Source organism: Nocardia sp. NPDC088792, from assembly GCF_044750615.1.
Lineage (GTDB): Bacteria > Actinomycetota > Actinomycetes > Mycobacteriales > Mycobacteriaceae > Nocardia.
Genome location: NZ_JBIVKC010000002.1, coordinates 1,327,495 through 1,354,380, shown reverse-complemented (window position 1 = coordinate 1,354,380; position 26,886 = coordinate 1,327,495). Strand labels below are relative to the sequence as shown.

The following is a 26,886-nucleotide window of genomic DNA, read 5'->3' as shown; positions in this document are numbered from 1 at the left end:
ACCGTCGTGTCATGGGAACAGAGGCCGCACCCACGGCGCGACCGTTTTCCGTGACCTCGGAGGTCGGCGCCTTACGCACGGTGCTGCTGCACCGCCCCGGCGACGAGTTGCGTCGTCTCACCCCGCGCAACAACGACCAGCTGCTGTTCGACGCCATCCCCTGGGTGGAGCGAGCGCAGCAGGAGCACGACATATTCGCCGAGGTGTTGCGGAACCGCGGGGTGGAGGTGTTGCTGCTGTCCGATCTGCTGACCCAGACGCTGCAGGTCAGCGGCGCCGCCAGAATCCAGGGTATTTCCGGTTCGGTGGATGCGCGGCGGCTCGGGCATTCGCTCGCCGATCAGCTGGCCGCCCACCTGCGCACCGTGCCCGCCCCGGAGTTGGCGCAGATCCTCATGTCCGGCATGACCTTCGACGAACTGCCCTTCGGCGAGGACGCCACCTCACTGGTGCGGCGCATGCATCATGGACACGATTTCGTCATCGATCCGCTGCCGAATCTGCTGTTCACCCGCGATTCCTCGTTCTGGGTGGGTCCGCGGGTGGCCATCACCTCGCTGGCCTTGCCGGCGCGGGCGCGGGAAACCTCGCTCACGGACCTCATCTACGCCTTCCATCCGCGCTTCCTGGGCGTGCGCCGCGCCTACGAATCCCACACCGCGCCCATCGAGGGCGGTGACGTACTGCTGCTGGCGAAGGGCGTGGTGGCGGTCGGAGTGGGGGAGCGCACCACGCCCGCGGGCGCGGAAGCCCTGGCGCGCAGCCTGTTCGAGGACGATCTGGCGCATACCGTGCTGGTGGTGCCGATCGCGCAGACCCGCGCCACCATGCATCTCGACACGGTCTGCACCATGGTCGACACCGATGCCCTGGTCATGTACCCGGCGGTGCAGGATTCGTTGTGCGCCTTCACCATTCGCAAGGAGGACGACGGTTCGGTGTCCATGCTGGGCCCGGATCCGTTCCTGCCCGCGGCGGCGAAGGCCATGGGGATCAGCACCTTACGGGTGATCGACACCGGCAAGGACGGGGTCGCCGCCGAGCGCGAGCAGTGGGACGACGGTAACAACACCCTTGCCCTGGCGCCCGGAGTCGTGGTCGCCTATGAACGCAACGAGATGACCAATGCGCGGCTCGCCGACGCCGGAATCGAGGTACTGCCCATCCCCGGGTCGGAATTGGGTTCCGGCCGAGGCGGTCCGCGCTGCCTGTCCTGCCCGCTAGCGCGTGACGAGGTGTGAAAAGCCATGCTGGACATCCCGGTTGACCACCACTCGACGGTCCCGCCCTACGAGCAGCTGCGGCAGGGCATCATCGCCCGGGTGCGCTCTGGTGAACTGGCCGCCGGGACGAAGATCCCCACCGTCCGCGCCCTCGCCGCCGAGCTGCGGCTCGCCCCCAATACCGTGGCGCGCGCCTACCGGGAGCTGGAACAGGACGGGGTGCTCGAAACCCGTGGCCGGCTGGGGTCTTTCATCGCCTCGTCCGGTGATCCCACGCGTGATCTGGCCGGGCGGGCCGCCACCGAGTATGTGGCGGTCATCCGCCGCCTCGGCCTCGACGATGACGCCGCGCTCCGCTACCTGCGTGCGGCGCTCGGCGAAACCCGTTCCGTGGGTTGATCGTCAGCGCCAGCTGGGCAGCCAGAGATGGTCGTGCCAGCTGCCGACGGTGATGGGCATGGCCGTGAGAATCGGCCACAGCCAGATGAAGTTGGCGATCACCAGGGCCAGGTAGATGCTGACCAGCAGCAGCCCGAGGCCCTGTCGCTCACTGACCGGTGGCAGGAAGTTCTGCATTTCCGGCGCGCCGGACAGCCGGCGGCCGCTCGGCGGCGCGTGCCCGAGGATGTCGCCGAGCACCAGCGCCATGGCCATGGCCAGGAACGGGGCCAGCGGCACCGCGTAGAAGAAGTACATCTGCCGGTCCAGGTTCAGGAACCAGGGCGCGATCCCGAACACGTATCCGACCAGTACGGCCGCGTACCGCCAGTCGCGGCGCACGAAGCTGCGCCAGAGGGCCCAGCCGAGCACAGGGAAGGCCAGCCACCACAGGGCGGGCGTGCCGATCGCCATGACGGCCTTCACGCACTGGGATTGCCCGCAGCCGGTGACATTGCCGTCGGCGTAGTAGTAGAGCATCGGCCGCAGCCCCATGAACCAGGTCCACGGCTTGGATTCCCACGGATGGTGATTGCCCGCCGAATTGGTGAGCCCCTCGTGGAAGGTGAGGACCTCGCCGCCGTAATACCAGAGGCCGCGCAATGCCGGTGGCACCCAGGAAAAGTCGCCACCATGCCCGACCTTGACACCGACGGCATACCGGTCGTAGCTGTCCTCGTTGGCGAACCAGCCCCAGAAGGAGGCCATGTAGACCAGGAAGGGGATGAGCACCAGGCTGTAGACGGTGGGCCCGAGGTCGCGGACCGCGACGCCCGCCCACGGCCGCCGCACTCGATAGCCGCGCCGCGCGGCCAGATCGAAGGCGAGGCTCATGGCGGCGAACCCGATCACCCAGTACGCGCCGGACCATTTGGTGCCGCAGGCCAGCCCGAGCAGTACGCCCGCGCCGAACCGCCACCAGCGCACACCGAAGCGCGGCCCGAATTCACTGTCGTACAAACGCCCTTGGACATCGACGAGGGCGATGCGCTCCCGCATCTCGTCGCGATCCACGATGAGACAGCCGAAGGCCGCCAGCACGAACAGCGCCTGGAAGATATCCAGCATCCCCAGCCGCGACGAGACGAAGGTGAGCCCGTCGCAGATCAGCAGAATCCCCGCGAACGCCCCGATGAGCGTGGACCGGGTCATCCGCCGCACGATGCGAATCACCAAGAGCACCATCAGGGTTCCGGACACCGCGGCCGTGAACCGCCACCCCCACCCGCTGTACCCGAAGATCCACTCCCCGAGCGCGATCATCTGCTTACCGACCGGCGGATGCACCACCAGCCCGTACCCCGGGTTGTCCTCCACCCCGCCGCCGGTGAGCACCTGCCACCCTTGCGGCGCGTAATGCTTCTCATCGAATACCGGCGTGTGCGCATCGGTCGGATACCCGAGCATGATGAACCGCGTCAGCCCGGCCACCAACGTCAGAAACAGCGTCACGGCCCATCCGCGCGCCCAGTCGGTCGGCCCGAAATCGGGCGAGGGCCGTAATGGCGCCGGACTGGACAGCGGCGGCGGACCGGCCGTCCCCGCCTCGAGTGTCGCGGGTCGCGCGTCGGTCGCCTGGGTCACGCCGTCGATCGTATGCGGTGCCCGCCCACGCGTCCCGCCCGGCAAGAGGCCCGGTGCGGCGGCCTGTCCCACAGGATCGGATCGGGTTCGCCGTCTCGTCGCCGCGAGCTGGCCGGTACCAGGCGGGCCGGGCCGCGGTGGCTACAGTCGTGGGCAGGTTTGTGCAGGAATTCGGCCGACGACGGGAGCGAGATGAGTGGGGTGCCGACCAGCGGCGGGCGGCTGGTGCTGGCGGCGACGCCGATGGGGGACATCGGGGATGCTTCGCAGCGGCTGCGCGATGCGCTGGCGGCGGCGGAGGTGGTGGCGGCCGAGGATACGCGGCGGACGCGGGCGCTGGCCAAGGCCATGGGGGTGGAGATCGGGGGGCGGGTGGTGAGTTTTTATGACCATGTGGAGACCGCCCGGATTCCGATGCTGCTGGGGGAGATCGAGTCGGGGCATACCGTGCTGCTGGTGACCGATGCGGGGATGCCTTCGGTCAGTGATCCCGGGTATCGGATGGTGGCGGCGTGCGTCGAGAAGGGTTTGCCGATCACCTGTCTGCCGGGTCCGTCGGCGGTGACGACCGCGCTGGCCCTGTCGGGGCTGCCGGTCGAACGGTTCTGCTTCGACGGGTTTCCGCCGCGGAAGGGTGGTCAGCGCAAGGAATGGCTGCGGACTCTCGCTTCGGAGCCGCGGGCCTGTGTGTTCTTCGAGGCCCCGCACCGCCTGGCGGACTGCCTGGCCGATGCGGTCGAGATCCTCGGCCCGGATCGGCGTGCCGCGGTGTGCCGGGAACTCACCAAGACTTACGAGGAGGTCGTGCGCGGCACGCTCGCCGAGCTGGCGGCCTGGGCGGTGGAGGGCGCGCGGGGTGAGATCACCGTGGTTCTCGAAGGCGCGCAACCGGTTTCGGCGGATCCCGCCGATCTGGTGAGTCAGGTGGAGACGCTGACGGCGTCGGGCCTGCGCCTCAAGGACGCGTGCGCGGAGGTGTCCGCGGCTACCGGTGCGTCTCGCCGCGAACTCTACGATGCCGTGCTGGCCGCCCGCACCGCCGAATAGCCGCTCACGCGGCGGGAATGGCTGCCGCACACCGGAATAGCCGCTCGCCCAACCGGAATAGCCGGTTGTGCAACCGTACTGGCGGCTCGCGCACACCGTACTGGCCGCCTGAGCACACCGGAATGGTCGCTCGCGCACACCGGAATGGTCGCTCGCGCGCGGCGGCGGGTTCACGGCCGGTTGGGTAGCTCCAGGACGGTACACGCGAAATCGATGAATTCCGTGGCCAATTCGGGTACTCGATGCGCACCCTCGGCGAGGATGACGCGCCGGGTGCGTTCCCCGACGGCATCGGGAATGAGCATGAACCTCTCGTCCGGCAGCGCCGGCAGGGTGGGGTCGGAGGCGCGGGCCTCGGCGTAGAAGTACCGGTACAGCTCCGCGAACCGGTCCACGGCCATATCGCGCAGGTGCACCGCCTGCGGCCCGGCCTGGAAGGACTCGGCCAGTACCACCCTCGCGAAGGCCGGCTCGATGGCGACCTGCAGGCAGAACGTGGTCACGATCGATTCGACCCGGGCGTGGAAACCCGCCCCGGGCGGTAACTGTGCCAGCTCCTCGGCGAGCCGGGTCGCCATGATGTCGGTTCCGGTCCGCACCGCCTCGATGAAGCAGTGCTGCACGTCGGGGAAGTATTCGAGGAAGCTCTCGAGCGTGGCGCCCGCACGCTGGGCGACCGCGGCCGCGGTGAGCCCGGCGTAGCCGTCGGTGGCCGCGCACTCCACCAGGGCATCGAGCAGCCGCCCGCGCGGTGTGTCGAGTGCGGCGGCGCGGGTCGCCCGATGGCGTTCGGCGAAGGCGGGGTGGGGGTCGTCGAGTGCGGCGTGCTGGACATCTGCCGGTCGGATCTGCTGGTCGCGCATCCGCACCCTTTCGTCGATGAACTGGGGGCCACCTCGAACGATCATTATCCCGGCACTGCCGGGACCGTCGACGCGTGGCCCCGCCGGAGCTCACCCGGTGAGGACGTCGGCCGTGGTCTCCGCGGCGATCGGGGGCCGCGATGGCGTGGTCCGGCGGCGGCCCGGGGTCCACCAGTTGGCGGGCCCCATCAGCTTGACCAGCGCCGGGACCAGCAGCATGCGGACCAGGGTGGCGTCGATGATCAGCGCGATCACCATGCCGAGTCCGAGGAACCGCATGGGCGTCAGTGGCGAGAGGGTGAACGCGCCGGTGATGAGCACGAGCAGGGTGGCGGCGGCGGTGATGATGCGCGCGGTCCGCACGGTTCCGGTGTGCACCGCTTCCTCGGTGTCCGCGCCGGCGTTGTGCGCTTCGACCATGCGGGACAACAGGAATACCTCGTAGTCGGTGGACAGGCCGAAGACGACCGCGATGATGAGCACCACCATGCCCGCCGACAGCGGCCCGACGCTCACCCCGAGTACGCCGGCCAGGTGCCCGCGGTCGAAGATCCAGGTCAGAATGCCGAAAGTTGCTGTGAGACTGAGGAATGCCATGAGTACGGCCTTCACCGGCAGCACGATGGACCGGAACGCGAGGGCCAGCATGAGCAGGGTCACCGCCACCATGACCACGATCATCAACGGCATGCGTGTGAGCACCGAGTGCACGCTGTCCACCGTCGCCGCGCTCTCCCCGCCGACTCGCAGGTCGAGGCCGTTGATCCGCAGGGCGCGAATACCCTGCACGATCTCCTGCGCCTTCGGTGAACGATCCGGTGCGGCCAGGGAGGCGTGGATGATGGCCGTATTGTCCCGGGTCTCGAGGCTGAGCGCCTGCAGAACGCCTGGTACGCCGCCGATTTCCCGCAGCGCGGTGCCGATGGCGGCCGTCGGCGGTGCGCTGCCGTCGCTTTCGCGCAGCAGGATGGTCGCGCCACTGTTGGCGGCGGGGAAGTTGGCCGCCAATTCCTCGACGGCGACGCGGGTTTCATTGCCCTTGGGCAGGGCGGTCTGGTCGATATCGCCCAGCCGGATACCGGCCAGCGGCGTGGCCAGGACCAGCAGGATCGCGCCGACGGCGATCGCGACCATGCCGGGCCGTCGCATGACCGCGGTCACCACCTGACCCCAGAATCGTTGCGCGCGAGCTTCCGAATGCTCGAAAGCGTCGGCGCGCCAACTCCATTTGGAGATGCGCGGGCCCAGCAGGGTGAGCGCCGCGGGCAGTGCGGACACCGACAGCAGGGCCGCCAGCGCCACGGCGGCAATGGCCCCGAAGCCCAGGGAACGCAGTACGGCCAGCGGGAAGACGAAGGTGCCCGCGAACGCGCACACCAGCAGCAGCGCCGAGAACAGTACGGTCCGGCCCGCCGTGCCGAGGGTCCGCGTCACCGCCTCCTCGACGCTGCGGCCCTCGCCCAATTCCTCCCGGAACCTGCCGACGATGAAAAGCCCGTAGTCGATGGCCAATCCGAGCCCGAGCAGCGACACCACATTCATGGCGAACACGCTGACCTCGGTGAATCGCGACAGTACGCCGACCGCGCCGAGCGCGCCCACCACCGCCAGCGAGCCGACCGCGACGGGCAGCGCGGCCGCCACCACACCGCCGAACACCAGCACCAGCACGATCGCGGTGAGGGGAATCGAAATCGATTCGGCGACCACCAGATCGTGGCGGGATTGATTGCTGATGGCGTCGGCCAGTGCGCTGTACCCGGTCAGTTTCGTCTCGACACCGGGCACGCGAAGTGACTCGGCCAGTTCGGGATACACGGCGATGCGATGGTTGTCGTCACCGGCGGCGAACACGATCGCGACCGCCTGCCGCCCATCCTTGGAGTGCAGGAACTGCGATCGCGGAGAGTTCCAATAGCTTTCGACCGGCCGATTCAGCAGCGCGGGATCGATTGTCCCGATGGCCTGTTCCACCTTGGGCCCGATATCGGCCAGTGTCTGCCCATCGGGCGCGGTGTAGACGGCCACCACATCCGGATTCTGCGGCCCCAGCTGCGCCTTCACCCAGGAATCGACTGCACTGGATTCCATGCCGGGGGCAGTGAACCCCGCCGCGCTGACCCGCTGTTGCAGTCCCGCCGCGAACAACCCGCAGGCCAGTGCGAAGAGCACGGCCACCGCGAGCACGGTCTTCGGCCACGCCACCACCACTCGCGCCCATGCCACGATCATGCTGTTCACCCCTGCGGGTCTCGTCCGGCGGTGCCGGAATCATCCTGTGCTGTAACCGTATTCGCGATCGTCGCGAGGAGGGGCGGTTACTTCCGGGCCGGATCCGCCGGGGTCAGTTCGGTTTCCAAGGTGCGGACGATGCGGTCGAGCAGGGCGTCCAGGCGTTCCGGGATGCCGCGGCCGCTGCGGGCGGAGACGGTGAGTTCGGTGCGGCCGCCGCCTTCGGTCATGCCGAAGAGCAGGGGCATGGCGACGCTGTGCTGGGGGAGTACCCGGATGGCGGTGGGCGCGAAGCCCGGGATCGCGAGTTCGTCCAGGTCGTAGCGGCCCATGTGGGAGACGGTGGCGGAGGCCAGATTCCGGCCGTAGCGGGCGCCGAGCACATTGAGGGTGCGGAGCAGTCCGCGGCCCGCGGCGGGCGGCAGGTATTTGAGGCCGCCATTGTCCATCTGGTTGAGCTCGCGGTTCTCCCGCAGGCCCGCCTTCTTGATCTCGTTGAGCTGCTTCCAATCCATGCCGGGGCGCACGTCCAGGAACAGCGGCAGGGCCAGATTGCCGGTGGAGCGGAGTTCCGGATCGTGCCGCCGGATATCGACCGGGATCATGATGCGCGATCGCGGGCCGCCCTCGTCGGCGAGCAGCGCCGCCACCCGCATGAGCGCGCCCGGACCGGTGGCGTGAATGGTGCGGGTGCGCAACAGGTGCCGGTGCGCACCCGGATCCTGGCGGCCGTGGCCGACCGCGGAACGGAAACGCGGCAGCATCAGCGTCGGCCGGCCGGGCGCGCCCACCTTGCGCACCAGTTCGGCGTCCGCGATCGGGTCGGCCGCGCCGAGCGGCTCCTGACCGCGCAGCACCCGCAGCACGTCGGTGGCCCACATGATCATGCCCATGCCGTCCATGACGCCGTGGAAGACCCGGAACACCAGGGTGGTCGGCGCCGCGGTGAGCAGCAGCACCTCCACCGTGGATTCCGGGGTCGGCCCGATCGGGCTGGTGAGCACCGGATCCGCCTCCAGCGCTTCGTATTGCAGCGCATGGTCGATCACGCGGACCGCCGGGGCCACACCCGAATCCACCCAATACTTGCCGTCGCGCACCAACCGAGCGCCCGGAATCGCTTCGGCGGCAATGGCTACCGCCTTGCGCAGCTGCTCCGGGTCGATCGTGCCTGCACCCTCGACCGCCAGCTGCATGAGGAACGGCGGGGCCATATCCCGCATGGGGAAGTAGATGAGTTCGGTAGGGGAGATGGGGCGACGGAAGAGGGACATTGCGGCTCCGCTATCGGATGTTCTCGGTCAATTTCACGACGCCACCCTGCGTTTCGAGCCACGCCAGGAAGGTCGCGAGCCCGGTATCGCGATCGACGACCGGCACATAGCCGAAATCGCGTGCCGCGGCCGAGGTGTCGTAGGTGGCGGTGCGGGTCATCAGCGCCACCACGTACCGCGACAGCGGCGGCGACCAGCGGGTCGCGACATACGGGATACGCCAGACGGCCTCGATCACGTTCACCGCGGCGTTCAGCACGGCGGGATTCGGCTGCCGCGAGGGCTTCTCATAGCCGAGATCGGTGGCCACTTCACCGAGGAAGCCCCACACATCGGTCTGCTCGGCATCGGCGACGAAATACGCCTTGCCGCCGACATTCTCGGAGTCCGCGGCCTTGACGCTCGCCTCGACGATGTTCTCGACGTGGCACAGCGAGGCATTCACCTGCTTGCCGAACGACAGGTCCGGCAGGCTGCCCGCCGCGGCCCGGCTCAGCAGGCGCACGATCGGCCCGGAGCGGTCGCCCGCACCCCAGATGGCGCGCGGGCGCAGGGCGCAGGTGCTGAATTCCGGTGTGTTCGAGGCCAGGACGAAGCGCTCGGCGGCGGCCTTGGTCTCCGAGTACAGGTTCAGGTAGCGGTGCGGGTAGGGGATCGACTCGTCGACGTTCACCTGATCGCCGCCGTCGCGGTCCATGAGGGCGCTCGGGCTGGAGATGAACACGAACTTGCTCGCGCCATTGCGCTTCGCCGCCTGCACCAGATTCTCGGTGGCCGTGATGTTCTCGGCCACGAACTGGTCGCGGGTGCCGCGCTCGTCGACGCGGGCGGCGCTGTGGAAGATCACGTCCACGCCCTTGGTGGCGCGTTCCAGCGACGCCTGATCGGTGAGATCGCCGGTGATCACCTCCACCCGGTCGATCACCTCGGCGAGGTCGCGCAGATTGCTGGTGGGGCGGGCCAGGATCGCGACGTCGTACCGGCCGTCCTCCGCCAGGCGGCGCACGAGCGCCCCGCCGAGGAAGCCGGATCCGCCGGTGACCAGTGCCTTCACGCCGCCTCCTGAGTTTTCCACCACGTGAGCCCGAAGATCTGGGTCAGCACGGCCGTCTCCACGGGGGAACGGCCGGAGTCCTTCGCCGCGCGCAGGGCCGCCGGGATCTGCGCGGCATGCACCACGACGCTCAGGAACACGTCGATCCAGAACACGGCGCGCAGCAGCCGGTTGGCCGGTGTGCGATCGGTCAGCGCGGCGAGCACGCCGAGCGCCACATACAGCCAGCCGAGTACCGGAACCGCCCGCAGCAGAGTCACTTTCATCGTTGCTCATCCTTTCCGAGGCGTTCCGACGCCCAGACCGCGAGCTGTTCGCGGCCGATCTTGGCATTGTGTCGGATGTCGACCGGGAACTTCGGATGGAAGAGGAATTCCGAAACCGCCGCGGTGACCTCGAATTCGGCCGCCCGCTGCCGCAGCGCCGTCGCGACGGCCGTGGCGCTCGCGCCCGGCTCGATCTCGACGCACAGCACGGGTTCCTTCGCATCGCGCGGGCCGACACCGACCAGCGCGGTACGCGCCACGCCCGCAACGGTATTGAAGACCTGCTCCACCTGCACGGTGAACACCGGACCCTTCACCGTCTGCACGCGCTGACTCTTGCGGCCGCAGAACCAGATCCGGCCCTGCTCGTCGATCCACGCCAGATCGCCGGTGCGATGCCAGATCACGTCACCGTCGTGGATCTTGCCCGCGATGGTCGCCGATTCCGGCCAGTAGTAGCGGGTGCTGACATTCGGCCCGGACACGACCAGTTCGCCGATGCCGCGGGTGCCCGCCAGCTCGCCGGCGCGGGCCTCGGCCTCGGCCCAGGTGCGGAGCGCGTCATCGGTGATGGCGACCAGCTGTGCCCGCACCCCTTCGGCGGGCCGGCCGATGCAGGTGCCGTCACCGCGGTGCGCGCGCTCGAACAGGCCGTCCAGCAGCTCCCGCGATTCGATGGTCGACATGGGCAGCGCCTCGGTGGACCCGTAACCCGCGTACACCTCGGCATCCTCCGGCAGCACGCGCCGCAGGCCCGCAATGCACCAATCCGGTACCGGCGCACCGCCGGAGAAGATGCTGTGCAGCGTCGGCACCAGCGTCTTGTGCCGTTCGAGATGCCGCAGCAACGGAATCAACACGGCGGGCGACGCGAACATCGTCTTCACCCCGAACCGGTTGATCGCATCCACCACATGCGCCGGTTCGGTCGACCCGACCTTGCTCGGCACCAGCGGCGGCAGCACACACCGCGCCCCCAGCAGCAGATCCAGAATCCCCACCAGCGGCAACGTGATCAGCGAGGTATCGGGTGCGACCCGCCCGCGAGCGGCATCCACCTGGTCGACCATGGCACTGAGATTCCCGTGCGTCATCTCCACGGCCTTCGCCGGCCCGGTGCTACCCGTCGTATACGCGATGAGCAGCAGCTCATCCGCCGGCGCGGGTACGCGGGCGGAGAGCGCGGTGCCGGGCGCGATAGCGGATGGGGTCGCGGGGGCGAGGGTGGTCAGCAGCGCTTCGACACTCGCGGCGGCAGCGACACCGGTGCGGCGCAGTGCGGCGGTCGCGCCCGTGCCGGATTGCGAGTCCGGGGTCAGGGCGGCGCGCAGCTTTCCGATTCGCGCGGCGGCCTTTTCGGCCGCGGCGGGGCGGGTGGCGGCGTCGGGTGCGCCCCAGCTCTGCAAGGTTCGGCCGCCCCAGAACCAGCGGGGCCCGACCGTGACGGGGACGCGGACATCGCGGAAGTACTTGCGGAACAACACGCGTGCGGCGTGCGCCTGCGGAATGCCGATGAAGGCTTCGGCATTGGCGGCGCGCAGGCAGTTGAGCATCTTCTTCAGGCCCATGCCCGGATCGATGGCGACCGGGACGGCGCCGATCTTCAACAGGCCCAGCATGATCGCGTACAGGTCCGGGCTGGGCAGGACCAGCACGATGGTGCGGGTGCCGCGGCCCACGCCGGAGGCGAGCAGGTGTACGGCGATATTGTCGGACCAGTCGTCGAGCTCCCGGTAGGTGAGCCCGCGGTAGTCCGGGAGGCCGGAGGCGGTCTTCCCGTGCGGGAAGATCACCGCCTCACGGTCCGGATCGGCGGCCACGACCGCCCGGAAGCGGTCGATGGCCTGCCAATAGGTTGCGTCGGTCACGCCAGGGCTCCGACCACCGCCGGGAGCCGGTACAGGACGGCGGCGGCGGAGGGGCCGGCGCCCGCCGCCACGAACAGGACGTGACTGAACGCGTTCAGCGAATCGTCCTGCACCGCGGCGTCATACGCGAGCGGCAGCGCGGCGGTGTGCGGATCACCCTGGGACAGATCGGGAGTCCGCACCGCGTCCGCCGCCAGACCGAGCTCGGCCGCCAGCCGCTCCGGGAAGCCCGGGGCCGGGGTGGAGGCGATGAGCGCGATGGTGGCGTGCTCCCGGTCCGCGTCGGCGAGCGCCTTGCGGGCGGCGTCGGAGGCGACCGCAAGCAGCCGGTCCTCGAAGTCGGCGTCCCGCTCCACGGTCATCAGTCCGCGGCCCTTGTCGCCCATGGTCGCGACGTCGACATAGGACTCCACGACGGGCGTGCCGGTGCCCGCGACGGTGTGCACCCGGCCGAAGCCGTCCGGCTCGTCGGTGAACTCCAGCAGCAGCGCGGCACCCGCTGTGGCGTACGGGAATTCGCTGTCACCCGCCGACCGCTCCAGCGAGGGGTGGGTGTCACCGGACACGATCAGCACGTGCTCGGTGCTGCCGGTGGCCAGTACCGCCTGGGCCACCTGCACGGCATTCAGCACGCCCGAACCGGCGTTCATGAGGTCGAAGGAGAACGACCGCGGGTCCTCCTTGACGTAGTCCAGCCCGATGCCGGCGGCCTTCTGGATGAGCGCCGACACGGCCGGTTCGACGGTGTTGGAGTCACGGAAGATGCCCGCATTGATCAGCACGCCGACCTGACCCGGCTGCACGCCCGCGTTCTCCATGGCGCGCCGCGCCGCGCGGCCGCTGAGCTCCACGATGCTGAAAGTGTCGGTGTCCCGGCTGATTCCGGTGGATTTGATGCGCACGCCCATGTCGGACCTCAGACCTTCAGCGAAGAGATGGTGGTGGACAGGAAGCCGCCGACGACGCCGGAGGCGGCCGGGATCATCAGGATCTTGGACCCGGTCGGCAGGTTCTGCTGACTCAGCTGATCGTGCAGAACGATGAAATGCGAAGTGCTGGAGGTATTTCCGTACTTCTCGATGACGTTCAGGTCCGGCGGCATGGGGTGCCCGAACTCGCGCTCGGCAATGGCGTTCATGAACGGGATCGCGGCGGCGCCGAACTGGTGGTGAATGATGTAGTCGAAGCCTTCTTCGGCGAAGGTGACGCCCTGCTCCTCCATGAAGTTGCGCTGGGTGTCGGTCCAGAGCAGGAACCGCGCCTCGTTGTGCATCTTCCGGTTGTCGGTGTACAGCGCCACACCCGGCGTCTTGTCGCTGGGCATGCCCAGGCACAGGTGTGAGAACTCCGACGCGGTGGTCAGTTCGATGTAGTGGATCTTGTCGTTGTCGTCGACGGCTTCGTCGAGGATCACCGCGGCGCCCGAGTCACCGACTGTCAGGGACGCGAATTGCAGATCGTATTTGCTCGAAATTTCATTTACTGCGGTTTCCGCAATGGGGGTGATGGCTTCGCCGCTCACCACGATTCCACGGCGTACCGCACCGGAGCGAATCATTCTGTCGAGAATGTAGACGCCGCTCATCATGCCGGCGCAGGCATTCGACAGATCGAAATGAATAGTGTCCTCGCGGGCGCCGATTTCGCGGGCGATGGTGCCGGCGAATGACGGTTCCATGTACATCCGCGTGCCATTCTTGCTCCGCGTGATGGACGTCGAGATGATGATGTCGAGGTCTTCCGCAGCATACGATGACCTGGACAAACAATCCTGCACCGCGTTCATCGCGAGGGTGAAGGAGTCTTCGTGGTTTTCGGGGGTAGTGTCACGGAAGCGGCGTTCTTTGACGCCCGTGATCCGTTCGAGATCGAACTCGGGAACTTCTTTCAATTGCGCGACGAGCTCGGCGGTGGTGACGCGTTTCGCCGGCAGGTACGCGCCGATCGACTCGAATCGAGAATGCGGCACAGGGACTCCTGAAAGTGCGAAGAATTTGCATCCGAAGCAGTGACCGATCCGAGGCTACCGGACAGTAACAATCAGTGCGACTCGAAAGTCCGCCCAAATTGTCTGAGACATCCCCGCCCGCAACGGTTTCCGCCGGTTAAGGCACTGGTGTGTTCCCAACCTCTGTGAGGGACCTCACCCGGCCCGCTGGGGCCATGAAGTGTAACAGTGAGTAACACACACTCCCCTTCGAAACTGTCTGAGCGTCAGTGGATTTCGCGCCCCGACTGAGGTTGGCTGAGGGCACGGCAATATGCCACAGCTACCATCTGGCATGCGCGACGAACAACCTGTGGAGGTAGTCGGAAAGTGATCGGCTCGATCGATCCCGTCCCAGAGCAACCCCTGCTCGGCAAGTACATGCGACTCCGCCGGGAAGGGCTCGGCCTCACCCAGGAGGAGGTCGCCGCCCGGATGTTCATCAGCCTGTCCCTGTATCGGAAGCTGGAGAGCGGCGACCGTCCGCCCTCGGGCAGCCGCCTCGAAGACTGGTGCCGGGCAGTGGAAGCGCCGCGGTGGCTGCTGAAGAAGCTGGTCTCACTTGCCCTTCCGGACATCGGCCACTCGACGATCGTGGTCGGCGAATGGCCACCGAATCTCCGCGAAGAGGATCTGGAGCACCTCGAAGCCATCCCTCTCCCCGCCTATTTCCACCGCTTTCCCGAAATGGAAGTCCTCGCCGCCAACAGCATTGCCGGTATGGCGTTTCCGTGGCTGGCCCCCGCCGCCCCCGATGCCGACCGCCCCACCAATGTCATCGAACAGATGATGACCGTCCCCATCGCGCGCGAGGTCCTCATCAACTGGGAGGCAATTGTCCACCGGATGGTTTTCAGCCTGCGCACCATGGGTCCCGGTGTGGTGAAGCCGGAGCGCCTGGCCCAGATCATCGAAACCTGCAGCACCAACCCGGAGTTCGAGTGGATGTGGAACACCGACCTCAGTGAGGATGAATTCAACGACTCCCTCGTACTGGCCAAGAACCCGGAAACCGGCGGCCGCATGGCCTTCACCATGCGCTCCTACAATGCCATGCACCCCTACAACTGCCCCTACCAACTCTTCATGCTCACCCCTCGCCGCGACCCCGGCGTGGCGTAATGGCGATCGTTTCGATCGACCAGGTGCCCGAACAACCGCTGCTCGGCATGTACATGCGCCATCGGCGTGAGAACCTGGGTCTGACACAGGAAGACGTGGCGCGGCGGATGTTCGTCAGCGTCTCGCTGTATCGCAAACTGGAGAAGGGGGAACGGCCGCTCTCGGCGAACCGGCTCGCGGACTGGTGTGCTGCCGTGGATGCTCCCGTCTGGTTGCTCCGGAAGATGGTGTCGCTGGCCCTGCCCGGCCTGTCCTCGCTCGCGATCGGCACGTGGCCGCATACATTGCGCCAGGAAGATCGCGATCACCTGGAGGCCCTGCCGTTTCCGGCGTTCTATCACCGCTTCCCCGAATACGAGATTCTCGCCGCGAATCAGGCGGCGCGGGAGGCGTTTCCGTGGTTGCTGCCCGCGGATGCCGACGCGGAGCGCCCGGCGAATGTCATCGAGCGGATGATGACCGTCCCCATCGCGCGCGAGGTGCTCATCAATTGGGAGGAGATCGTCCACCGGCTGCTGTTCATCCTGCGCGTGACCTCGCCCGGCACGGTCGAGCCTGAACGGCTGGCCCAGATCATCGAAACCTGCCGGGTGAATCCGGACTTCGAGTGGATGTGGGCAACCGATATGACCGAGCAGCAGTACAACAACTCGCTCGTGCTGGTCCGGAACCCGGAGACGGGCGGGCAGATCCGGCTCACCATGCGCTCTTACAACGCCTCCCACCCCGATGACTGTGACTACCAGTTGTTCATTCTCACGCCGCGTCCGGACTGAGTCCCGAGGGATATGCGCCCCAATCTGTGCCACTTCACCGGATTGACCTTGATGGTGTTCCGGCCGGATGCTGGTTCGGCGAGTTTCGCCGCCGCCCGAGCCCGGTTCAGTGTCGAATCGGATCGGGCGGTTGCGTTTTTTCGGCTGGGTGTGAGGGCTGGGCTCGTGCTGGGGAAGGTGGAGTTCGGAGGGGAATCGCCACCGCGGTGCGGGAGGGCTAACCCTTCGGGGTGGGCCCTCCCTGCCGGGGCGGGACTCCGTCGACTACGCCATTCCGAGGACCGCGCAGACGAATTCGATGAAGAGTGGCGCCGCGGCCGGGACACGATCGGCGCCTTCGGCGACGATGATTCGGCGGGTGCGTTCGCCGATGGCGTCGGGGATGAGCATGAAGAGGTCATCCGAAAGTGCGGGGAGCGCTGGATCCGCCGTGCGGGCTTCGGCATAGAAGTGTCGGTAGAGATCCGCGAACCGGTCCACCGCTTGATTGCGCAGGTCCACGGATTCCTGATCCACCTTGAACGATTCGGACAGGATGAGCCGGGCCAGATCCGGTTCGGCGGCGATCGCCTGGCAGAAGGTGGTGACGACGCATTCGACGCGCGTGTGGAACCCGGCCTCGGCCGGCAGTTGGGTCAATTCCTGGGTGATCAGGTCGGCGATTATGTCGGTGCCGGTGCGTACCGTCTCCACGAAGCATTCCTCTTTGTTGGCGAAGTGCTCGTAGAAGGTGCTGCGCGAGACGCGGGCGCGGGCGACGATGTCGGTGAGGGTGGTCGAGGTGTAGCCCTTGGCCTCGACGCACTCCGCCATGGCTTCGATGAGCCGCCCACGCTGCGAGGAGAGCACGGCCTCGCGCGCGGCCAGATGCCGCTCGTCGAAACTGGTGCGCTGCAAGATCGCCGCCGCTGCCCGCTTGTCGCGCATCCGTATCCTCCGTCGCTGAACCACGCTTGCTTCAGATGTCCATTATCCGAGGACATCGAGCATTGTCGCCGAGCGGAGTTGCGGGCAGCCGACCTCAGTTCACCCGAGCGGGCTCCGGAGATTCACGGCAGCACACTCCGGAGCCACCGCCACCCGGCCTCCAGCAGGCTGCGGATCATGGGCGGAATCCCGTAATCGGGGCTGTCCGTCGGCGGCATCAGATGTTGTATGAACGGATCCACGGCGGTGTCCTTCCGGGCGGTTCAGCCGAGGTGCTGAACGACGAAATCGGCGAGCTTCGTGGCGGGCACGCTCGGCCGGCCATCGTTCTGTTGCGCGGCGGCGGTGAGCCCGTCGAGATGGCTGGCGGCCGGCACGATGTAGGTCTCATCGGCGCTGAGCCAGTTCGGAATTCCGCGGAACAGGCCGAACGACTTCTCGCCGAGAAAGTTGATCAGCGGTAGCTGATCGTGCCAGTGTGGATGCTGGAATCCGGCCAGTTCGCCGCCGCGGTAACCGGTGGCCAGGAAGCCGATGTCCAGCAGATGCCGCAGATTCTCGTAGGAGTCGATGAAACTCATTCCGCCGGCCTCGGTTCCGACACTGTCGGCGAATTCGGTGGCCGAGGTGATCTCGGATTCGGGTCCGGTGTAGCGGCGCCCGTCCACCGTGTACAGCCCCTGCGCCGGCAGCTTGTCGTAGTCGACCCAGTCGTAGCAGCTCTTCCCGCTGAAGTCGCCGGGCGCCACCTTGGTGGATCCGCCGCCGCCGAAGTCCACGAGCGTGCCGAGCAGCGGAATCTGCCGCAGCACATCGGGAAACGGCTGGTTCTTGATCACGACGGGCCCGCCGGTGAAGCCGCCGAAGCTGGACTGAATGGCCACGATCGGTGAGGAATTGTCATCCAGGATCAGCCCGAGCAGCGCCATATTGGTGGCGCACAGCTGCTGTGGATCCGGATTCCCGCCGAACAATCCGGTGAGATAACCGAGATAGTCGGGTGTGGTGAAGAACCGGGCGGCCACATTGTCGAGGAGTCCGCTGGGCAGATTTTGCAGCAGGCCCATGGGAATCCGCTGCAGTACTTCGGAATTCGCGTCCGGCTCGAATCGCGCCGCCAGGCCGATGATCTTGGCGAGCTGCGCGACGGCCGGGAAGCCGAGCTCCCCGAGCCCGATGGCGCGCGGGAGGATGCCGCTGCGCAAGCCGGCCACCACCAGGTCGTAGGGCATTCCGGCCACAATGTTCATGGCCTCCTCGACGATCGGAATCTGCCCTGCGACCTGGTAGTCGGCCGGGGCGGGCCCGTCGAAGGTGAACACCCCGGCCAACTGATCCTCGACGGCGCCGCCGTCGGTCGTGGGATCCCCGCCGAAGTCCCACGCGGCATTGTGCCCGGCGAGGATGCCGCCCTGGGAATGCCCGCCCAGGAATATCTTCCGCTTGCGGTCGGCCGCCAGTGGAATCTCGTGACTCGCCACGAACTGGTAGTCCTCGGCGATCTGCGCCAAGCCCATATCCGCCAGCGCGGGCTCGTTCGAGTCGGAGTAACCGCGGAACCGGTGCCCGTCGATCTCTTTGCCGTTGTAGTAGTAATCGATGGCGACGCGGTAATCACGTTGTGCCACAGCGGCTTCCATGCCGACCGTATCTGTGGCGCAGACCTCGCGCCGGTCCAGCCCCCAGAATTCGGCCTTCTTGCCGCGAGCTGCCAACTGGTGCAGCGTGTTCCGGGCCACGGAGTCGAACGCGGCCCCGTCCTCGACCGTGCCGGGATGCGCGGCCAGTACCGCGTCCGCGTCCTGAGCGTCCGCCGGACCATTGCTGAGCCGCCAGCGCATGTACCGCACCTGATCGCATTTCGGGCTGTGCGGCAGCGCGTTCGGGCTCAGGGGGTCGTCGTAGAGGACGACACTCCTGGTGATGCCGTCGCGGGTGTCGAGCACGATCTCGTGCCGGATGCCGGTGTCGTCGTCCGCATGGGCGAGCACCTGGAAGCAGGTGGGGGCCAGTACGGCGGTGGTCGCGAGGAGCGGTAGCAGGAAGGGAAGTCGTCGCACGGGTCCCCCAAGAACTCGGACGTACACGAGATGTACTGATGAGTACGAGCGACGAATGTAGCAGGCGTCACACTTGGGCGGCAATGGCTCCATCGCCGAAGGTGCCGGTGCGCCGCGGATTTGGCGGCAGATGTCAGAACGGTGGCAGCCGCAGCACACCGAAGGCGAAGGAGCGCAGCTCCGGTATGAAGTCGAGCAGTTGTTCCAGTTCGCCGCGCTCGATCAGCCGGCGCGTGCGTTCGGCGATGGCATCGATGATCAGTGCCAGCTGCCCGTCCCCGACCGCGGGCACGTCGGGGAATTCCTCGCGCGCTCGCAGATGGAACTCGCGGTAGAGCTCGGTGAACATGTCCAGCGCGGCGTCGTGCCGGGCCGCGGCCGCGCCACCCGCCTTGATGGTTTCGGCCAGCACCAGACGCGACAGCTGCGGTTCGGACACGATGGTCGTGCAGTAGGTGCTCAGCGAATTCTCCACCAGCGTGCGCACATCCGTGTGATCGAGCCGGGCCATCTCCTCGGAGATGCGGGTGAACACGTAGCCCGCGCCCGCCTCCACCGCGGCGACGAAGCACTCCTCCTTGTTGGCGAAATGCTCGTAGAAGGTGCTGCGGGAGACGCGCGCCCGGCCGACGATATCGGTGAGTGTGGTTGCGGCATAGCCCTTCAGCTCCACGCATTCGCTGATGCCCTCGAGCAGGCGGCCGCGCTGGGAGGCGAAAACCGCGTCGCGGGCGGCGTGCTGCCGCTCGGAGAAGTCGGTGCGAATCATGTCATCGATTCTCTATCACTTTCCGTCCGAGTCGGGTACCTTCCTGTATGTCTCAAGTACTGAGCAGTACATGTCCAAGAGTTCGGCGACCGAAACGCGGTCGCCGAGCGGGTTTCCGGGCAATGCCCCGCACGGAAACCCGCACCCAACCGAATGGCGGCGCCGGGACCTCACCCGAGGTCCCGGCGCCGCCACTTCGATATCCGGTGCTACTTGGGCTCGACGAACTTCGGGAATACCACCTGCGGCTCCGGCAGCGCGGTGCCGGGGGCGAGCGGGATGGCGATATCCGCGTAGGTGCGGCCCGTCTGGGCGAGCAGGTCCAGGATCTTGCCCGACGAGCCGGGGATGATCGGCTGGACCAGCAACGTGACGATGCGGAGGACTTCCATCGTCACGTAGAGGATGGTGCCTTCACGGGTGATGTCCTCGGGAGTGCCGGCCTTGGCGAGCGTCCAGGGGGCCTGGGCGGAGAAGTAGCGGTTGGTCTCACCGAGGGTGAGCCACAGGTGCTCCAGGGCCAGATGGATCTGCTGCTGGTCGAATTCGGCCCGGACCTTCTCCATGAGGCCGTTGGCCCGGTCGAGCAGGGCCTTGTCCTCGTCGGTGAAGTCGCCGGGCACCGGGACGACGCTGCCGAAGTCGCGGGCGACCATCTTCAGGGTGCGCTGCGCCAGATTGCCGTACTCGTTGGCCAGATCCGAGTTGATGCGGCCGACGATCGCCTCGTGCGAATAGGAACCGTCCTGGCCGTAGGAGATCTCGCGCAGCAGGAAGAACCGCACGGCGTCGAGGCCGTAGGTCTCCACCAGCTCCATCGGGTCGACGACATTGCCGACCGACTTCGACATCTTCTCGCCCTTGTTGTAGAGGAACCCGTGCACGAAAACGCGCTTGGGCAGCTCGATTCCGGCCGACATCAGGAACGCCGGCCAGTACACGGTGTGGAAGCGGGTGATGTCCTTGCCGATGATGTGCAGATCCGCCGGCCAGAACTGCTGGAACGCAGCCGAATTCGTGTCCGGGAAGCCCGCACCGGTCAGATAGTTGGTGAGCGCGTCCACCCACACGTACATGACGTGCGCCGGATCGCCCGGCACCGGCACACCCCAGTCGAAGGTGGTGCGGGAGATGGACAGATCCTTCAGGCCCGCCTTCACATACGAGACGATCTCGTTGCGCCGCGTCGCGGGCGCGATGAATTCCGGCTTGGTCTCGTACAGTTCGAGCAGTTTGTCCTGGTAGTTGGACAGGCGGAAGAAGTAGTTGGACTCCTCGGTCCACTCGACCGGTGTCTTGGTATCGGTGGAGATGCGAGTGCCGTCCTCGAGGACGGTGGTCTCCTCCTCGGTGTAGAAGGCCTCGTCGCGCACCGAGTACCAGCCCGAGTAGGTGTCCAGGTAGATATCGCCGTTGGCGGCCATCTTCTCCCAGATGGCGATGGACGCCGCCTGGTGATCCTCGTCGGTGGTGCGGATGAACCGGTCGTAGGAGATGTCGAGGGCCTTGTCCATGCGCTCGAACACGTCCGAGTTGCGGGAGGCGTACTCCAGCTCCGGCAGGCCCGCGGCCTTGGCCGCCTGCTGCACCTTCTGACCGTGCTCGTCGGTGCCCGTCATATAGAACACGTCGAACCCGTCCAGCCGTTTGAACCGGGCCAGGGCATCGGACGAGATGTACTCGTAGGCGTGCCCGATATGCGGCGCACCGTTCGGGTACGCGATGGCCGTGGTGAGGTAAAAGGCGGGGCGTTCGGATGCGCTCATGGTGTGTCTACTCTATCTGCGTGCCCGCAGACGCTCGCGTGAATATCCCCCTGGCAGGTGTCGGCCATGAGTAGCCGCCGACCTGCACCGGAACCGCCGGAGCCCTTGTCGCCGCTGATCGACGCCCACACGCATATCGACGCGTGCGGCGCCACCGACCCGGAATCGGTTGCGGCCCTGGTCGACCGGGCCCGCGCGGTGGGGGTCCGGGAGATCGTGACCGTGGCCGACGACCTGGAGGCCGCGCGTTTCGCGGTGCGGGCCGCGAACTGGGACGACCGGGTGTACGCCGCGGTCGCACTGCATCCGACGCGCGCCAACCACCTCGACGACGCCACCAAGGCAGAGCTCGAGCAACTGGCCGCCGATCCGCGCGTGGTGGCGGTCGGCGAGACCGGGCTCGACTACTACTGGCCCGGCAAGCTCGACGGGTGCGCGGAGATCGAGGATCAGGTGGAGGGTTTCCGCTGGCACATCGAACTCGCGAAACGCCTCGGTAAGCCGCTCATGATCCACAATCGCGAGGCCGATCACGACCTGCTCACCGTGCTGCTGGACGAGGGCGCACCGGAAACCGTGATCTTCCATTGCTTCTCCTCGGATGCGAACATGGCGCAGGCTTGTGTGGAAGAGGGCTATGTGCTGAGCTTTTCGGGAACTGTGAGTTTCAAGAATGCGCATGAATTGCGCGAAGCGGCGAAAATCGTTCCGGATGAGCTGATTCTGGTCGAAACGGACGCGCCTTTCTTGACACCGCATCCGTTCCGCGGCGCACCCAACGAGTCGTACATGTTGCCGTACACCCTGCGCGCGCTCGCTGAACTGCGAGAACAGGATCCGGTGCAACTCGCCAAGATCACTACAGCGAACGCCCGGCGTGTCTACGGGATATGACAACTCTCGTAGCTCTCAGGGCTTCGCCCTGAAACCCAAAACGCCACAATCAGAACGTTTCTCGCAGAATTTGTGCGGGCCGCCCGAGTTGGCGTCCTGTGGCGTCGGTCACTATCATCACGGACGATCGTGATTCACCTGCGGTTCGATATCGGGTCGTAATTCTCGAATCTGCTGTTCGGCGTGGATCGGTTGTGAATTCCAGACCCCCTCGTTATCGTACTGTGACCATGCCGGGATTTCCGATGCACGCTCTGGCGAAGATCAACTCGTCGCGATCGCCGCTCCTGTACGGCGCCATCGCGGCGATGCTCGTCACGCTCATCGCCGGTGCCGGCCTGGCCATCATGAGCAAGAAACAGGTCGTCCTGGTGGTCGACGGCGCCAGGATCTCCGAGAGCACCATGCGCGGGGATGTCCGCGGAGCGCTGAAAGACGCTGGTTACAAGGTCGATTCGCGCGATGACGTATCCCCTTCGGCCGGTTCGCATATCGCGGACGGCGCCACCATCACGCTGAACCGGGCCCGCCAGGTCAACCTCATCGTGGACGGCCGGCCCTCCACGGCCTGGACCACCGCGCTCACCGTCGCCGAGGCCATCGTGCAGTTGAAACTGCCCGGGGATGTGTTCACTTCACCCTCGCGCCCGACCCCGCTACCCCTCGAGGGCGCGCAGCTGCTGGTCACCAACCCGCGCACGGTGCAGTTCTCCGACAACGGTGAAGCGCTCTCCCTGGTGCGGCTGGCCGCGCCGACCGTCGGCGAGTTGCTCGATGTGCAGGGCGTTCCGCTGAAGGATCAGGACTTCGTGGACCCGCCCTCGAACACGCCGCTCACGGACGGGATGAAGATCACCGTCACGCGCAAGAAGGTCCAGAACCGCACCGAACGCGTGCCACTCGACCCGCCGGAGAACGTGATTCAGGACGTGACGCTCAATATGAGCCGCACCGTCGTCGAGGACCCCGGCACCGCCGGCGTGCAGGACGTCACCTTCGCGGTCTCGTTCATCAACGGTCAAGAGGCGGGCAAGGATCCGATCCACTCCACCGTGATCGTCCCCGCCACCCCCAAGACCATCCGCAAGGGCGCCAAGCCCGGCACCGAAGTGCCCGACGTGCGCGACGGCACCACCTGGGACGCCCTCGCCAGTTGCGAGTCCGGTGGCAACTGGGGCATCAATACCGGCAACGGCTACTTCGGCGGCATCCAATTCGACCAGGGCACCTGGGAACGCCAGGGCGGCCTGCGCTACGCCCCGCGCGCGGATCTCGCGACCCGCGAAGAGCAGATCGCCATCGCCGAGGTGACGCGCTCCCGCCAGGGCTGGGGCGCCTGGCCGGCCTGCACCTCGCGGCTCGGGATCAGTTAGAACCTCGGTAATGCGGTGTGCCCCCGATTGCCCGGAGGCACAGCCGGTCACATCAGGGCGCCGCCGTCGACGCGGAGTTCCGTGCCGGTCATGTAGCGGCCGTCGTCGGAGGCGGCCATGGCGACGACGCCGGCGATGTCCTCGGGCTTGCCGAGTGCGCCGCCCTCGATCCAGCCGGGCAGGCGGGCCATCAGGGTCCAGTCGGCGTCGGCGGGGAGTTCCAGGCCGGAGGTGATGCCGGTGCTGATGCCGCCGGGCACGATATTGACCGCGCGCAGGCCCTTCTTCACGTATTCGAGGGCGATCGAGTGGGTGAGGGCGTTCACGCCGGCCTTGGAGGCGGAGTACGCGGCCATGTAGGGGTTGGACCCGAAAGCCGAAGTGGAGGAGAAGTTCACGATCACGCCGTGCCCGGAATCGATCAGGTGCGGCAGGCCCGACTGGATCATCAGGAAGGTGCCGGTGAGATTGACGCCGATGACCTTGTTCCAGTCCTCGAACGGCATTTCGTGGGTGTGGGCGGCGCGCAGGATGCCCGCGGCGTTCACGAGAACGTCCAGCCCGCCGAGGAATTCGATGGCGTCGGACACGGTGGCGCGCACGGATTCCGGATTCGCGATGTCGACCGTGAGGGTGCGCAGCCGGTCGCGCTGATCGGCGGGGACGGCGTCGACCGTGGCGGCCAGACCGCTCTCGCTGATGTCCGCGGCGACCAGCCGGGCTCCCTCTTCGAGCAGGCGGAGGGCCACGCCCTGCCCGATGCCCGACCCTGCTCCGGTGACCAGTACTCGACGTCCGTCGTATCTGCGCAACATGGCGCGAAACTAGAACAAGTTATCAGAGGCGTCAATGGGGAGTCCCACCGCATCCGGTCAGCTAATTGCCAGAGCTTTCTCATACTGGTCGCCCGCTCGAGTCGATAGGCTCGGCCCCGCACAGTCGAAAACGGTCGGGAACCCTGATGGAGGATCAATGCGGTTGTTGGGTTGGCGGACGCGGATATTCACCGCGGCCGTAGCGTCGGCGGGAGCACTGCTCGTCATTCCCGGAACTCCAGCGCAAGCCGACCCGGCGGGCACCCTGATCGGCACCACCGCGAAACCCGACGGCTTCCGCGGCATGAACAACGGTTTCGCCGTCGACTACTGGACCACCCGCTCCAACGGTGAACAGGTGAAAGCCAGCGGCGCCCTGTTCGTTCCGCAGGGCACGCCCCCGCCGGGCGGCTGGCCGATCATGGCCTACGACCACGGCACCTCCGGTATGGGCCCCGGCTGCGGCGGCCAATCCGAGACCGATGTCTTCAGCCGCCCCGGCGAAGACCATGTGCTGCAGTACTTCCTGAACAAGGGCTTCGCCGTGGTCGCCCCCGACTACCTGGGCCTCGGCCACTTCGACACCGGGCCGCACCCCTACCTGGAGATCCGCACCGAGGCGACCGCCACCATCGACCTGGTCAAGGCCGCCCGCCAGGCGCGGCCCGACCTGTCGCGCACCTGGGCCGTCACCGGCTTCTCCCAGGGCGGTCATGCGGCCTTGGGCACGGCCAACTTCCAGCAGGATCTGGCTCCTGATCTGGACTTCCGGGGTGTGATCGCGGTCGATCCCGCCTCCGATATCGAGAAGGTCGCGCCGGTCGTCGGTCCGTATGTGCCGGCGGTGCCGGGGCAGGCGGGCGCCGGGATGAACGGGTTCGTGGTCAGCATGCTGGCCGGGCTGCGCGCCACCCATCCGGAGGCCGATGTCGACGGTCACCTCAGCCCGCTCGGGCGGCAGCTGCTGGACAAGACCCAGAGCCTCTGCTTCCCCGACATCATGAAGCAGGTCGACGGTGTCTCCATCGGCGACATGCTGTCGAAGCCGCTGAACGACGCGCCCTTCCGGAATGCGGTCGACCAGTACATGACCGTGCCGGTCAGCGGTTACCACGAGCCGATCCTGTTGCTGCTCAATACGAATGACACCACGGTCCCGTCCCCGCTGCATGCCGCCCTGGCCGCGCAGCTGGCCGCCAATGGTCAGGATTTCCAGACCGTGGTGGGTACCGGTACGCATACTCAGGTGAATCCGCAGATGTGGGATGCCATCGGCAAATTCAGTGATCGGATCCTGTCCACGCCGACCGTGTCGTAGCTCACCGCAATTCCCTGGCAAATAAAGATGCCGTTCGGTCGATAGAATCCGTCAATGCGACCGAACGGCATCTTTGCTACCCAGCTCGCGATCACCCTCAGCGCCACCGCCGCGCTGTTCGTCCTCCCCGAGAGCCCGGTCCACGCCGCACCCACCGGCGTGCTGATCTCGGCCACCGCACAGCCCGACGGCTGGCACGACCAGACCGGTGGGTCGCTCGTGGAGTACTGGTCCACCCGCTCCAACGGGGAACCCGTGCGCGAGAGCGGTGCGCTGTTCGTCCCGCAGGGCACGCCCCCGCCCGGCGGCTGGCCGATCATGGCCTGGGACCACGGCACCACCGGACTCGGCGCCGGCTGCGGCGGCCAATCCCAGCCGGAGATCGGCCCCCAGCCCGAATACCGGGCCATGGAGAACGAGGTCATGCGGTACTTCCTGAGCCGCGGAATCGCCGTCGCCGCACCGGATTACCTCGGCCTCGGCCTCGACGACACCGGGCCGCACCCGTACCTGGAACTCCGCACCGAAGCCACATCCACCCTCGACATGGTGCGCGCCGCCCGCGAAGCCGAACCGGCCTTGTCCCGCACCTGGGCCGTCACCGGCGAATCCCAAGGCGGCCAGGCCGCCTTGGGCACGGCGCACTGGCAGGTCGGCGCCGCACCCGAGCTCGACTTCCGCGGCACCATCGCCGTCGACCCGGAATCCGATGTCGAGAAGGTGCTGCCCCCGGTCGCCGGTCCCTGGCTGCCGGCTCTGCCCGGCAGCGCGGGCGCCGACGTCGGCGGGTTCTTCACCAGCATCCTGGCCGGACTGCGCGCCGCACGGCCCGACGCACAGGTCGACAGCTACCTCACCGACCAGGGACGGCAGGTCCTCGACCGCATCGGCACCCTGTGCCTGCCGGAGATCAAGGACATCGTCAGCAAGGTCGCCCTCGGCGATATGCTTGCCCGGCCGCTGTCCGAGGGACCGCTGCCCGGGGTGCTGAGCGACTACCTGACCGTCCCCACCAGCGGCTACAACGCACCGATCCTGTTGCTGCTCAATGCCACCGACACCACCGTGCCCTCGCCGCTGCACGCCGCCCTGGTCGCGCAGTTCGCCGCCAATGGCGTCGACTTCCGGGCCATCCCGGGCCTGGGCGAGCACGTCGTGCTCAACGAGGCGATGTGGGCGGGCATCGCGCAGTTCACCGATCGGTTCCTGGCCACCCCGACCGTGCGGTGA

23 protein-coding genes are annotated in these 26,886 nt (G+C 67.2%); 9 read left to right on the top strand and 14 right to left on the bottom strand.

The features are described 5' to 3' along the window. The first annotated feature begins 11 nt into the window (after positions 1-11). On the top strand, positions 12-1,241 hold the full coding sequence (gene arcA, locus ACIP5Y_RS15460; protein WP_400350631.1) for an arginine deiminase: 1,230 nt from the start codon (positions 12-14) through the stop codon (positions 1,239-1,241). Positions 1,242-1,247: 6 nt separating this feature from the next. Beyond that, the gene (locus ACIP5Y_RS15455; RefSeq protein WP_400350629.1) at positions 1,248-1,622 is read left to right on the top strand and encodes a GntR family transcriptional regulator; all 375 of its coding nucleotides are present in this window, start codon (positions 1,248-1,250) and stop codon (positions 1,620-1,622) included. 3 nt (positions 1,623-1,625) lie between these two features. Here the strand turns inward: ACIP5Y_RS15455 and ACIP5Y_RS15450 are convergent, their stop codons facing one another. Further along, positions 1,626-3,245 carry a dolichyl-phosphate-mannose--protein mannosyltransferase gene (locus ACIP5Y_RS15450; RefSeq protein ID WP_400350628.1) on the bottom strand — a complete coding sequence of 540 codons (1,620 nt, stop codon included), beginning with the start codon at positions 3,243-3,245 and terminating at the stop codon, positions 1,626-1,628. Positions 3,246-3,437: 192 nt separating this feature from the next. On the opposite strand from ACIP5Y_RS15450, the gene rsmI reads away from it, so the two are divergent. Then, positions 3,438-4,292, top strand: a complete 855-nt coding sequence (rsmI, locus tag ACIP5Y_RS15445) for a 16S rRNA (cytidine(1402)-2'-O)-methyltransferase (protein ID WP_400350626.1) — start codon at positions 3,438-3,440, stop codon at positions 4,290-4,292. 170 nt (positions 4,293-4,462) lie between these two features. Here rsmI and ACIP5Y_RS15440 read toward each other — a convergent pair whose 3' ends face one another. The 8 genes from ACIP5Y_RS15440 to ACIP5Y_RS15405 all read right to left on the bottom strand — a co-directional run bounded on the left by ACIP5Y_RS15440 (position 4,463) and on the right by ACIP5Y_RS15405 (position 13,818). Beyond that, positions 4,463-5,200: a TetR family transcriptional regulator gene (locus ACIP5Y_RS15440; protein WP_400350624.1), complete on the bottom strand. Its 738-nt coding sequence runs from the start codon at positions 5,198-5,200 to the stop codon at positions 4,463-4,465. A gap of 45 nt (positions 5,201-5,245) precedes the next feature. Continuing rightward, complete coding sequence (locus ACIP5Y_RS15435) at positions 5,246-7,384, bottom strand: MMPL family transporter (RefSeq protein WP_400351291.1); 2,139 nt, start codon at positions 7,382-7,384, stop codon at positions 5,246-5,248. Between the two features lie 89 nt (positions 7,385-7,473). Then, entirely contained in the window at positions 7,474-8,661 is a 1,188-nt protein-coding gene (locus ACIP5Y_RS15430; RefSeq protein ID WP_400350622.1) for a peptide synthetase, read from the bottom strand. A 10-nt stretch (positions 8,662-8,671) separates the two neighbouring features. Beyond that, positions 8,672-9,715 carry an SDR family NAD(P)-dependent oxidoreductase gene (locus ACIP5Y_RS15425; protein ID WP_400350621.1) on the bottom strand — a complete coding sequence of 348 codons (1,044 nt, stop codon included), beginning with the start codon at positions 9,713-9,715 and terminating at the stop codon, positions 8,672-8,674. After that, on the bottom strand, positions 9,712-9,981 hold the full coding sequence (locus tag ACIP5Y_RS15420; protein ID WP_400350620.1) for a hypothetical protein: 270 nt from the start codon (positions 9,979-9,981) through the stop codon (positions 9,712-9,714). Before ACIP5Y_RS15420 ends, ACIP5Y_RS15425 begins: the two co-directional genes overlap by 4 nt. Further along, entirely contained in the window at positions 9,978-11,849 is a 1,872-nt protein-coding gene (locus ACIP5Y_RS15415) for an AMP-binding protein (protein ID WP_400350619.1), read from the bottom strand. The genes ACIP5Y_RS15420 and ACIP5Y_RS15415 overlap by 4 nt, the downstream gene beginning before the upstream one ends. Further along, on the bottom strand, positions 11,846-12,757 hold the full coding sequence (locus ACIP5Y_RS15410) for a hypothetical protein (protein WP_400350617.1): 912 nt from the start codon (positions 12,755-12,757) through the stop codon (positions 11,846-11,848). Before ACIP5Y_RS15410 ends, ACIP5Y_RS15415 begins: the two co-directional genes overlap by 4 nt. Before the next feature lie 8 nt (positions 12,758-12,765). Further along, complete coding sequence (locus ACIP5Y_RS15405) at positions 12,766-13,818, bottom strand: 3-oxoacyl-ACP synthase III family protein (RefSeq protein WP_400350616.1); 1,053 nt, start codon at positions 13,816-13,818, stop codon at positions 12,766-12,768. Positions 13,819-14,166: 348 nt separating this feature from the next. On the opposite strand from ACIP5Y_RS15405, the gene ACIP5Y_RS15400 reads away from it, so the two are divergent. Together ACIP5Y_RS15400 and ACIP5Y_RS15395 are read left to right on the top strand one after the other, a co-directional pair. Next, a complete protein-coding gene (locus ACIP5Y_RS15400; RefSeq protein ID WP_400350614.1) occupies positions 14,167-14,958 on the top strand; it encodes a helix-turn-helix domain-containing protein in 792 nt (263 codons plus the stop codon). Next, on the top strand, positions 14,958-15,734 hold the full coding sequence (locus tag ACIP5Y_RS15395) for a helix-turn-helix domain-containing protein (RefSeq protein ID WP_400350612.1): 777 nt from the start codon (positions 14,958-14,960) through the stop codon (positions 15,732-15,734). The genes ACIP5Y_RS15400 and ACIP5Y_RS15395 overlap by 1 nt, the downstream gene beginning before the upstream one ends. Positions 15,735-15,998: 264 nt before the next feature. Here the strand turns inward: ACIP5Y_RS15395 and ACIP5Y_RS15390 are convergent, their stop codons facing one another. The 4 genes from ACIP5Y_RS15390 to metG form a co-directional block, all read right to left on the bottom strand. After that, positions 15,999-16,661 carry a TetR/AcrR family transcriptional regulator gene (locus ACIP5Y_RS15390; RefSeq protein ID WP_400350611.1) on the bottom strand — a complete coding sequence of 221 codons (663 nt, stop codon included), beginning with the start codon at positions 16,659-16,661 and terminating at the stop codon, positions 15,999-16,001. A 263-nt stretch (positions 16,662-16,924) separates the two neighbouring features. Beyond that, on the bottom strand, positions 16,925-18,721 hold the full coding sequence (locus tag ACIP5Y_RS15385) for a hypothetical protein (protein ID WP_400350610.1): 1,797 nt from the start codon (positions 18,719-18,721) through the stop codon (positions 16,925-16,927). 133 nt (positions 18,722-18,854) lie between these two features. After that, entirely contained in the window at positions 18,855-19,490 is a 636-nt protein-coding gene (locus ACIP5Y_RS15380; protein WP_400350609.1) for a TetR/AcrR family transcriptional regulator, read from the bottom strand. Between the two features lie 209 nt (positions 19,491-19,699). Continuing rightward, positions 19,700-21,256: a methionine--tRNA ligase gene (gene metG / locus ACIP5Y_RS15375; protein WP_400350607.1), complete on the bottom strand. Its 1,557-nt coding sequence runs from the start codon at positions 21,254-21,256 to the stop codon at positions 19,700-19,702. A gap of 66 nt (positions 21,257-21,322) precedes the next feature. On the opposite strand from metG, the gene ACIP5Y_RS15370 reads away from it, so the two are divergent. Continuing rightward, on the top strand, positions 21,323-22,150 hold the full coding sequence (locus tag ACIP5Y_RS15370; RefSeq protein ID WP_400350606.1) for a TatD family hydrolase: 828 nt from the start codon (positions 21,323-21,325) through the stop codon (positions 22,148-22,150). A 245-nt stretch (positions 22,151-22,395) separates the two neighbouring features. After that, positions 22,396-23,523, top strand: coding sequence for a transglycosylase family protein (locus ACIP5Y_RS15365; RefSeq protein ID WP_400350605.1), 1,128 nt, complete (start codon positions 22,396-22,398; stop codon positions 23,521-23,523). A 47-nt stretch (positions 23,524-23,570) separates the two neighbouring features. Here the strand turns inward: ACIP5Y_RS15365 and ACIP5Y_RS15360 are convergent, their stop codons facing one another. Next, a complete protein-coding gene (locus ACIP5Y_RS15360) occupies positions 23,571-24,335 on the bottom strand; it encodes an SDR family NAD(P)-dependent oxidoreductase (RefSeq protein ID WP_400351290.1) in 765 nt (254 codons plus the stop codon). 160 nt (positions 24,336-24,495) lie between these two features. Here ACIP5Y_RS15360 and ACIP5Y_RS15355 point away from each other — a divergent pair, with 160 nt between their 5' ends. After that, complete coding sequence (locus ACIP5Y_RS15355; protein ID WP_400350603.1) at positions 24,496-25,656, top strand: alpha/beta hydrolase family protein; 1,161 nt, start codon at positions 24,496-24,498, stop codon at positions 25,654-25,656. Between the two features lie 54 nt (positions 25,657-25,710). Continuing rightward, on the top strand, positions 25,711-26,886 hold the full coding sequence (locus tag ACIP5Y_RS15350; protein WP_400350601.1) for a lipase family protein: 1,176 nt from the start codon (positions 25,711-25,713) through the stop codon (positions 26,884-26,886).

Coding starts and splice junctions, on each gene's coding strand:
- arcA (WP_400350631.1), top strand. CDS start 12: ATGGGAACAGAGGCCGCACCCACGGCGCGACCGTTTTCCGTGACCTCG.
- ACIP5Y_RS15455 (WP_400350629.1), top strand. CDS start 1,248: ATGCTGGACATCCCGGTTGACCACCACTCGACGGTCCCGCCCTACGAG.
- rsmI (WP_400350626.1), top strand. CDS start 3,438: ATGAGTGGGGTGCCGACCAGCGGCGGGCGGCTGGTGCTGGCGGCGACG.
- ACIP5Y_RS15440 (WP_400350624.1), bottom strand. CDS start 5,200: ATGATCGTTCGAGGTGGCCCCCAGTTCATCGACGAAAGGGTGCGGATG.
- ACIP5Y_RS15430 (WP_400350622.1), bottom strand. CDS start 8,661: ATGTCCCTCTTCCGTCGCCCCATCTCCCCTACCGAACTCATCTACTTC.
- ACIP5Y_RS15420 (WP_400350620.1), bottom strand. CDS start 9,981: ATGAAAGTGACTCTGCTGCGGGCGGTTCCGGTACTCGGCTGGCTGTAT.
- ACIP5Y_RS15410 (WP_400350617.1), bottom strand. CDS start 12,757: ATGGGCGTGCGCATCAAATCCACCGGAATCAGCCGGGACACCGACACT.
- ACIP5Y_RS15395 (WP_400350612.1), top strand. CDS start 14,958: ATGGCGATCGTTTCGATCGACCAGGTGCCCGAACAACCGCTGCTCGGC.
- ACIP5Y_RS15390 (WP_400350611.1), bottom strand. CDS start 16,661: ATGCGCGACAAGCGGGCAGCGGCGGCGATCTTGCAGCGCACCAGTTTC.
- ACIP5Y_RS15380 (WP_400350609.1), bottom strand. CDS start 19,490: ATGATTCGCACCGACTTCTCCGAGCGGCAGCACGCCGCCCGCGACGCG.
- metG (WP_400350607.1), bottom strand. CDS start 21,256: ATGAGCGCATCCGAACGCCCCGCCTTTTACCTCACCACGGCCATCGCG.
- ACIP5Y_RS15370 (WP_400350606.1), top strand. CDS start 21,323: ATGAGTAGCCGCCGACCTGCACCGGAACCGCCGGAGCCCTTGTCGCCG.
- ACIP5Y_RS15365 (WP_400350605.1), top strand. CDS start 22,396: ATGCACGCTCTGGCGAAGATCAACTCGTCGCGATCGCCGCTCCTGTAC.
- ACIP5Y_RS15355 (WP_400350603.1), top strand. CDS start 24,496: ATGCGGTTGTTGGGTTGGCGGACGCGGATATTCACCGCGGCCGTAGCG.
- ACIP5Y_RS15350 (WP_400350601.1), top strand. CDS start 25,711: ATGCGACCGAACGGCATCTTTGCTACCCAGCTCGCGATCACCCTCAGC.